The sequence below is a fragment of the Holdemanella porci genome (assembly GCF_009696075.1).
GTDB classification, from domain to species: domain Bacteria; phylum Bacillota_I; class Bacilli_A; order Erysipelotrichales; family Erysipelotrichaceae; genus Holdemanella; species Holdemanella porci.
Genome location: NZ_VUMR01000116.1, coordinates 1 through 1,530, shown reverse-complemented (window position 1 = coordinate 1,530; position 1,530 = coordinate 1). Strand labels below are relative to the sequence as shown.

At 34.2% G+C, this 1,530-nt stretch carries 2 protein-coding genes; one reads left to right on the top strand and one right to left on the bottom strand.

What is annotated here, in order from left to right; genetic code table 11:
• Positions 1–137 precede the first annotated feature (137 nt).
• The gene (locus FYJ55_RS10600; RefSeq protein ID WP_268234158.1) at positions 138–428 is read left to right on the top strand and encodes a tRNA-guanine transglycosylase; all 291 of its coding nucleotides are present in this window, start codon (positions 138–140) and stop codon (positions 426–428) included.
• 46 nt (positions 429–474) lie between these two features.
• On the opposite strand, the gene FYJ55_RS10595 is transcribed toward FYJ55_RS10600, so the two are convergent.
• The gene (locus FYJ55_RS10595; protein WP_326831875.1) at positions 475–1,404 is read right to left on the bottom strand and encodes a uroporphyrinogen decarboxylase/cobalamine-independent methonine synthase family protein; all 930 of its coding nucleotides are present in this window, start codon (positions 1,402–1,404) and stop codon (positions 475–477) included.
• Between the last annotated feature and the right edge of the window lie 126 nt (positions 1,405–1,530).

Sequence of the window (1,530 nt, the reverse complement as noted above, 5' to 3'; positions counted from 1 at the left end):
TGCACAAGAATCTACAATATCCAGGACAGTCATGTTCAATATCTCATTCTATTTTTAATGTGATTGGTTCCTTATCAAATCAAATTCGAGATGTTTTACCTGTCCTATAAATATACTAGCATCAAAGACATGGAAGATTGTATACAATGCATGGTCCTATCAATCTATCAAAATATAGAGATAGCGATGAAATTATCGATGAAGGTTGTGATTGCCCTACTTGTCTATCTCATATCACACTTGGTGAATTAAGAAGACTATGGAAATCACAAGATCGTACGGAATCCGCAAAGTATTTCGAACTTGCTTCTATACATAATCTTCGCTTTATCATCCGTTTAACTGAACAAGCTCGACAAGCTATTTTAGATAGTACATTTAAAGAATTCAAAGAATCTTTTTTAAATTCATACTACAAGAACAAGTAAATGCTTGTTCTTTTTTTAAAAAAAAAGAGAAATCAAACGATTCCTCTTAAATAAAGTCTTGGCAAGATACCAATAAATCAATTTTCTTCCATTGTGTTTCCTCATCAATGCAGTTACCTTCTTCAACAGAGGCAAATCCACATTGTGGAGAAAGTGCAATATTCTCACCGACTACAGCTTTAGCTTGTTCATAACGTGCCTTAATCGCATCATGCTCTTCTAATTCTTTACGCTTTGTAGAAATCAAGCCAGCTACAAATGTACGGCCAGTACCTTTTAAAACAGCCCAAGGATCAAATGTTCCGCTACGAGCATCATCATATTCTACAAAATATCCATCGTATGGAATGCTCGCAACAGACTTGGCAATCGTATCATAAAATCCGTGGAATAATGGATTTCCTTTGAAGTTTCCTTTACAGAAGTGTGTCGCAATCTGCATATCTTCTGGACGATTTTCTAAAGCCTTAGTACTAACACGCACAAACCAATCTAATACTTGTGCCTTTGTATAACCTAAACCTTCTACTTTTGATACAAATGTATCATCAATCATATAGGTCCATGAAGTATCATCAATTTGAATGTAGCGACATCCATGATTGTAGAAATCACGAATGGCTGCCTGATATGCCAATCCAATATCATCAATGACTGCTTCAATATCTGTTCCATAGTATGGCGTATCTTTGATACCTAACTGTAAAAAATTATCAATCAAAATCATGTTTGGTCCAGAAATACACTTCTTGGCTTCTACACCATATTTACTTGCCTCATTCTTCAAGAAATCCCATGCATACATTTCTTTATGTGCTTTATTTGGATCATAAGAAATCTTACCTTCAATCCTACCTAATTCAATATGATTATTTCTTCCATTAATAAATTTATCCAAATGTTTTGTCGTAAAACCATCAAATTCTTTTAACCAATCTAAATGCCACCAGCGACGACGGAATTCTCCATCTGTCACAAATGATGCTAGTATATTTATAGGACAGGTAAAACATCTCGAATTTGATTTGATAAGGAACCAATCACATTAAAAATAGAATGAGATATTGAACATGACTGTCCTGGATATTGTAGATTCTTGTGC